Source organism: uncultured Exiguobacterium sp. (assembly GCF_964277885.1).
Taxonomy (GTDB): domain Bacteria; phylum Bacillota; class Bacilli; order Exiguobacteriales; family Exiguobacteriaceae; genus Exiguobacterium_A.
Window position 1 is genome coordinate 312,694 of sequence record NZ_CAXYJR010000007.1, and the last position, 7,248, is coordinate 319,941.

A 7,248-nucleotide genomic window follows, 5' to 3' on the forward strand; every position below is an offset into this window, starting at 1 on the left:
TAGGGTACGCATGAAATCAGAAAGGCGGGAACAGATTTGGAAGCACATTTGGACCAGGAAATGATTCTCGTCCTCGATTTTGGAGGACAGTACAATCAATTGATCACACGTCGTATTCGGGACCTTGGCGTCTACAGTGAATTGCATTCGCATAAAATCACTGCAGCAGAAGTAAAAGAAATCGCACCTGCAGGTATCATCTTCTCAGGTGGTCCACGTAGCGTCTACGCAGAGGATGCGTACCGGTGTGACCCAGAAATCTTCGACCTCGGTATTCCGATCTTCGGAATCTGTTACGGCATGCAGCTCATGTCACAGCATTTCGGCGGAACAGTGGAACGTGCGGGACATCGTGAATATGGAAAAGCCACATTGACGTTACAAGACCCGTCACCGATGTATGCGAACCTACCGCTGGAACAAACGGTCTGGATGAGCCACAGTGACCTCGTCACATCTGTACCAAATGGCTTCGTCGTCGATGGAACGAACGTGTCATGTCCGATCGCTTCGATCAAGAACGAAGAATTGAAAATGTACGGTGTGCAGTATCACCCGGAAGTCAACCATACGGTCTTCGGAAAAGAATTGCTCAAGAACTTCCTCTTTGAAGTCTGTAAATGTGCGGGCGACTGGTCGATGGAAAACTTCATCGAAATCGAAGTAGCAAAGATTCAAGAACAAGTCGGCGATAAAAAAGTCCTCTGTGCACTTTCTGGTGGTGTCGACTCGTCTGTCGTTGCAGCCTTGATTCACAAAGCAATCGGTGATCAATTGACATGTATGTTCGTCGATCACGGTTTATTGCGTAAGGGTGAAGCGGAGAGCGTCATGAAGACATTCGCGGATCACTTCCACATGAATGTCATCAAGATTGATGCCCAGGACCGTTTCCTCGACAAACTCCGTGGTATCTCAGATCCGGAGCAGAAACGTAAAATCATCGGCAACGAGTTCGTCTACGTCTTCGACGAAGAAGCTTCGAAGCTGACGGACATGGACTTCCTTGCCCAAGGTACGCTCTATACGGATATCATCGAGAGTGGTACGGATACGGCACAAACAATCAAATCACACCACAACGTCGGTGGATTGCCGGAAGACATGCAGTTTGAATTGATCGAACCGATCAACACGTTGTTCAAGGATGAAGTCCGCGAACTCGGGAAGGAACTCGGTCTTTCTGATGAAATCGTGTGGCGTCAGCCGTTCCCAGGACCAGGTCTCGGAATTCGTGTCCTCGGTGAAATCACAGATGAGAAACTCGAAATCGTCCGTGAATCTGATTTCATTCTTCGTGATGAAATTAAAAAAGCAGGACTCGAGCGCGAAATCTGGCAATACTTCACAGTCCTTCCTCCAATCCGTTCGGTTGGTGTCATGGGCGATGAGCGGACATACGACTATGCTGTCGGAATCCGCGCCGTTACGTCAATTGACGGGATGACATCAGACTGGGCACGTATCCCATGGGACGTGCTTGAGAAGATCTCGGTCCGGATCGTCAACGAAGTCCAGAACGTTAACCGCGTCCTGTACGATGTGACGTCGAAACCACCGTCAACGATTGAGTGGGAATAAGTACTAGACTTGCTGATAGAATTCGTCTCATGAAGCTTTTCGTACGAATGTTTTAAATGGGACAGGTGAAAGGAAGTCTGTTTCACCTTTAACAACTCTATTTCAAAATGAAGCTCTCTTTTGTTCACATGATTTGTGAATTGAAGAGGGTTTTTTTACGAACAAAAGTATAAATCTATTAGTTAAAATAAATCGAAAGTTATAAACTAAGTCTGAATACATATTGTGAGTAAAAATTATACAATAAAAAATAAAAAGGGTTATAATGTTATTTTTTTGATTGTATTGGGATTAATCATATGAGATATTTGAAAGGAGTAAGATGTCAGCTTTATGGACCTCACGAGGTGTTCTAATTAATGGTATTGAAATGATACCTACATAGATTCTATGGAATATTAACGCAACTATTTCGGCATCTTACTCACCTTTTATTTTTGAGAGGAGTGTTAAAGTGGATAATAACGTAACTATAGTAGAAGATAAGGAAAATATAGGAATAGATGTTGGTGAGTTGAATGCGAAAAATGCTTTATTATTAAATGAATTTTTAAAAAAAATTAAGCGAGATGATTTGTTTAAAAGTAATGAACAAGATAGAGAGACTACTTTAAATAATGAAATTGAGCATTTTAAAGATAAAAGAGTTTGGGTTACGAAAAAAATTAGAATGGAATCGGAAGCAAGAATGAATAAAAATAATATTTTTTCGCTCTTTATGGTAAATTTTTATACTTTGATTGTATTAAGTTTATCGATTATAGCGCTTGTTATTAATGATTCTGTCATTGTAAACAAAATTACGGTATTAACACTAATTTCGTCAGTTGCCTTGTTTGGAGTATCATTATTTGTTTCTTTATATGGTTTCAAAGAAAAGGCCTTGTCTTATAAACAGTGCTATTTAGATTTAACAAAGATTGAAAATGATTTCCAAAGTCTTTTGCTAAAAAATCAAGAATATGAAGTCAAAGAGAGTAATTTTAACGACCTAAAAAAAGACTATGCAAACATTTTAGAAAAAACAGATAATCATTCCCGTATCGACAGGCTAATTTATTTGAAAAATAACGATAAATTAGAAACATTAGAACTTAATTTGTCATATTGGTATCTTAAAATTAAATGGTTTTTTGTCAAATCAATTATCTTTATAATTCCATTTATAATTATCTCTTTAATATTTATATGGAAGTGAATAATGATGAAAAAGTCAGCTTATATTACATACAAAAAAATATTTAAAGAAAAAAATTTAAATGAGCTTTATGAGAAGACGATTCATTTAAATACAGCTTCAGGAATTGATGGTATGGTAAAAAAAGTTTTTGATAAGAACCCTAATCTTCATTTTTCAATTATAGATAAAAAAATATACAATGGGACTTATAATTTTACTCCGTACAAGGAAAAATTGTTTATAAAAAATAGAAATTCTTTACCGAGAATGATTTCTATTCCTACCATTAGGGATAAAATTGTTCATAAGGGTCTGCATATAATTATGAGAGAAGCTTTTTTGATAAATCAGCCTCTAGTTCAATCTGTAATAAGTGATATGAAGAAAGACCTAGAAAAATTTGATTCTTATATCAAAATTGACATTGAAAAATTTTACGACAACATAAATCATGATGTATTACTAAAAAAATTATCAAAAAAAATAAGACATGTTCCACTTCAAGATCTAATTTTAAAGGCTATTAAGACTCCTACAACAGCCTATGGTTATTCTTCAAATAATGGGATTGAATCTAACGATTTGGGAGTACCTCAAGGACTATCAATTTCTAATACTTTAGCAGAAATTTTTTTTATAGATGTTGATAGGAAATTTAAGAAGATGAAAACAATTTCTTATTTTAGATATGTAGATGATATTTTAATTCTATGCAATCGAAAAAAATTAGAATCTATAAAAAAGAAAATTGTTGATGAGTTAGAGACGGACTATTTATTAAGAATTAATGAACAAAAATGTAGTTCAGGTAATATAAATGAAGAAGGGTTTGATTTTTTAGGGTATAGAGTTCAAAAAATTGATAGTAATGAGAATGTAGGATTGACTATTAAAAGAAATACTAAAAATAAGTTTGAAAAATCGATTGTTGACATGTTTACTCGTTATCGCGATTCTGAAAAAGTAACCATTGAAGAATTTGTATTTCATCTGAATAATAAAATTACTGGATCAATTAGTAGTAAAGTAAATGGTGACACGGAAAAAGAAAAGAAATATGGATGGGTATTTTTCTTCTCTCAAGTAGATGATTTAAATGTATTTCGTCATTTAGACTGGTTTATAAAAAAAATGTTAGTAAATTTCAATTTAAATAATCAAGTATCAGACAAAGGATTAGAAGTAAAAAGTTTTATGAAGACTTACTATGAAATTATCTACAACAGAACTAAAACTAAATATATACACAGGCCCGATAGATTAACCATAGAAGAAAAAAAGAACTTGCTTATACATACGTTTAACTTCAGAAGAAACTATTTAGACACCGATGAAAAAATTGAACGAAACTACTATTCAAGAGTATATAAACCAATAAAAAGATTGGAAAAAGATGTACAAAATCTTTCATAAAACTTCTAAAAAATTATTAAACGAAAAAGCTGAGTTTTCATTAAGATAAAACCGAACGTTCGGATAAAATAAGTAGTTAAATTTCGTTTTTATGGTTGACCCATGAATTTGACCGTGCTACGATGTGTCTGTTCTTATTTTTCATACCACTAAAAAAACATAAATAATGCCGTATAATTCTGGGGATAGGGCCCGGAAGTCTCTACAGGAACACCGTAAAGGTTCCTACTACGGCGCACACGCAGCATCGTGCGCTTATTGAAACGGCTTTTACCGCTTAGGTAAGGGCCGTTTTTTGTTTTCAAGGAGACGGCTTATTTGGAAGGAAGGCAATCATGAGCACACAATTGAAACAGCCACACCAACCGAAAGCAAAAGAAAATGCGATTGCGCGTTTCTTTGATTTCAATGGGCTTGGTACGAACATGCGTACAGAGTTCATCGCCGGCATGACGACATTCTTCGCCATGGCGTACATCTTATTCGTCAATCCGAATACATTAGCTGAAGCAGGCATGGATGCCGGAGCGGTCTTCGGTGCCACAGCACTCGTTGCGATCATCGGTTCCGTTACGATGGGATTACTTGCGAACTATCCAATCGCACTTGCACCAGGAATGGGACTAAATGCTTTCTTCGCCTACAGCGTTGTCATCGGAATGGGTATTCCGTGGCAAACTGCACTATCAGGCGTTCTCGTTTCAGGTCTTGTTTTCATGGTATTGACGGCTTCAGGTATTCGTGAGGTCATCATCAACGCAATTCCAGAGCCGTTGAAAATGGCTGTTGCAGCAGGTATCGGATTGTTCATCGCGTTCATCGGTTTAAAAACAGGTGGTCTCGTCGTTGCGAATGAAGCGACACTCGTCTCACTCGGTGATTTAAGTAAAGGAACAACGCTTCTCGCGGTATTTGGTCTTGTCGTATCGGCGATCTTAATGACACGTGGTGTCAAAGGCGCAATCTTCTTCGGAATGATCGTGACGGCGATTGCTGGAATGATCTTCGGTTTGATTCCAGTTCCAACAAGCCTTGGTGAAATCGTTTCAGCACCACCGAGTATCGCGCCAACATTTGGGCAGGCATTCCTCCACTTTGATGAAATCTTCACGGTTCAAATGATGATCGTCATCCTGACTTTCTTCTTCGTTGATTTTTTCGATACAGCAGGTACGTTGGTTGCAGTAGCAAACCAAGCTGGTCTAATTAAAGAAAATAAAGTACCGCGTGCTGGGCGCGCATTAATCGCTGACTCAACAGCGACGGTAGCAGGTTCGATTCTTGGAACATCAACAACGGTTTCTTACGTTGAATCCAGTGCAGGGGTCGCAGCAGGTGGTCGTTCAGGTATGACGGCAATCGTCACAGCATTGTTCTTCGGTCTTGCTTTATTCTTCTCACCATTACTTGCAATTATCACAGCGCCGGTCACGGCACCTGCATTAATCATCGTCGGTGTATTGATGGCAGCTTCATTGCTCCAGATCGATTGGAAAAAATTCGAGTATGCGGTTCCCGCGTTCTTGACCGTCATCATGATGCCGTTAACGTATTCAATCGCAACAGGGATTGCATTCGGTTTCCTCTTCTATCCGGTCACGATGATCGCAAAAGGACGAGCAAAAGAAGTGCATCCGATCATGTATGTATTATCACTCGGTTTCCTCGGTTACTTCATCTGGTTGCATTAATCCAAACTGCGTCTTTCTTCTATTATAGAAGAAAGACGTTTTTTTTATTGGGAGAGGGTAAGGGAGAAGAGAGAGGGTGATTCAGATGTTACAGCAGATTACTGGACCTGTATTTGAGTACTTGGCTGAGAATAGGTTACTGATTCAATTAGCGAGAAAAGTCGGATTGCCGCTTGGTGGAACATTATTCGTCGGAGGACAGGGCGCAGAAGAGACACTCGACACTGTGAAACAATTTAATCAAGATGGACGAGCCGCTACGGTGGATTGTCTAGGAGAGTTCATTGAGACGGAGCAGGACGCGGTAGACATCGCAAATGAATGTATTAAAGTCATCGGGCAAATCAAAGAACATGATCTAGATGCACAAGTATCTCTAAAGCTGACATCGATCGGATTAAGAACCGATCCGGATATCGCCTATCAACAGTTGAGTCGTATTGCAGAGGTTGCAGATCAACAAAACATGCGCGTGACAGTCAACATGGAAGAAGCGATGATGATCGAGTCGATTATTCGGGTCTTCGAACGCGTGCATGAACGATATCCAAACGTCGGGATTGCGCTACAGGCAAACGTCTATCGAAGTCGTTTTGATCTAGAACGTCTTCATGCGACAATCCGAGTCGTCAAAGGAGCGTACGATGGAGACGATGAACTCTATATTCGACCGAAGAAGACAGTCGATGAGACATACCTTCAATTAGTAAAAGTCAATTTGTTAAACGGGAACTACACGCAAATCGCGACACATGATGAACAGATCATTCAGCAATTCATTGACTTTACTCAAATGAAACAGATTGATCCATCACGGTTTGAATTTCAAATGCTTCAAGGCATGCGACCGAAACGACAACAAGAGTTAGTTCGACAAGGTTATCGTGTCGTCATCTACGTTCCGCATGGTGTGGACTGGTATACGTATTTGATGAGACGGTTAGCAGAACGCCCAGCGAATATCGCGTTTACAGTAGGAGCGATGTTAAGAAGGTAAAGACTTTGCGAAGAGGATTTAAACTCTTTGCAAAGTTTTTTTAAAATAATGCTTGTGTTTGTCGAATTTTGTTGTTATATTAATAAATGTTCCAGCGAGACGCCTTTTATAAACGGTTCGTTGGGGCTGAAAAGTTTTTTAAAAAGCATGGTTGACATAAACAAAACAACCTGTTAATCTATTAAAGTCGCTAAGGCGGCAGACGAACTTTGAAAACTGAACGATGAGGCAAAAATCGTATTCTACGGAATACAAAAACGAATGAAGCGCAAGCTTCGTCAATCGTGACTTCGGTCACACAACGAGCAAGTCAAACACTTTATGGAGAGTTTGATCCTGGCTCAGGACGAACGCTGGCGGCGTGCCTAATACATGCAAGTCGAGCG

The 7,248-nt window shown here is 39.0% G+C and carries 5 protein-coding genes, 1 rRNA gene and 1 riboswitch; all 6 genes read left to right on the forward strand.

The genetic code is table 11. From position 1 onward, the window contains the following. Positions 1–60 precede the first annotated feature (60 nt). The gene (gene guaA / locus ACHWTJ_RS15580) at positions 61–1,581 is read left to right on the forward strand and encodes a glutamine-hydrolyzing GMP synthase (RefSeq protein WP_051353615.1); all 1,521 of its coding nucleotides are present in this window, start codon (positions 61–63) and stop codon (positions 1,579–1,581) included. A gap of 454 nt (positions 1,582–2,035) precedes the next feature. Further along, the gene (locus ACHWTJ_RS15585; RefSeq protein WP_394679994.1) at positions 2,036–2,779 is read left to right on the forward strand and encodes an SLATT domain-containing protein; all 744 of its coding nucleotides are present in this window, start codon (positions 2,036–2,038) and stop codon (positions 2,777–2,779) included. 6 nt (positions 2,780–2,785) lie between these two features. After that, positions 2,786–4,174 carry a reverse transcriptase domain-containing protein gene (locus tag ACHWTJ_RS15590; protein WP_394679995.1) on the forward strand — a complete coding sequence of 463 codons (1,389 nt, stop codon included), beginning with the start codon at positions 2,786–2,788 and terminating at the stop codon, positions 4,172–4,174. A 149-nt stretch (positions 4,175–4,323) separates the two neighbouring features. Then, positions 4,324–4,425, forward strand: a riboswitch (purine riboswitch). Positions 4,426–4,509: 84 nt separating this feature from the next. Further along, positions 4,510–5,865 (forward strand): NCS2 family permease, encoded by a 1,356-nt coding sequence (locus ACHWTJ_RS15595; RefSeq protein WP_312193520.1) that lies wholly within the window; start codon positions 4,510–4,512, stop codon positions 5,863–5,865. A gap of 85 nt (positions 5,866–5,950) precedes the next feature. Next, positions 5,951–6,862, forward strand: a complete 912-nt coding sequence (locus ACHWTJ_RS15600) for a proline dehydrogenase family protein (protein ID WP_394679998.1) — start codon at positions 5,951–5,953, stop codon at positions 6,860–6,862. 318 nt (positions 6,863–7,180) lie between these two features. Continuing rightward, positions 7,181–7,248, forward strand: a 16S ribosomal RNA gene (locus tag ACHWTJ_RS15605); the annotation flags it as partial.

What these genes read in the sequence shown, in the direction of transcription:
- guaA (WP_051353615.1), top strand. Translation starts at nt 61, where the DNA reads ATGATTCTCGTCCTCGATTTTGGAGGACAGTACAATCAATTGATCACA.
- ACHWTJ_RS15590 (WP_394679995.1), top strand. Translation starts at nt 2,786, where the DNA reads ATGAAAAAGTCAGCTTATATTACATACAAAAAAATATTTAAAGAAAAA.
- ACHWTJ_RS15595 (WP_312193520.1), top strand. Translation starts at nt 4,510, where the DNA reads ATGAGCACACAATTGAAACAGCCACACCAACCGAAAGCAAAAGAAAAT.
- ACHWTJ_RS15600 (WP_394679998.1), top strand. Translation starts at nt 5,951, where the DNA reads ATGTTACAGCAGATTACTGGACCTGTATTTGAGTACTTGGCTGAGAAT.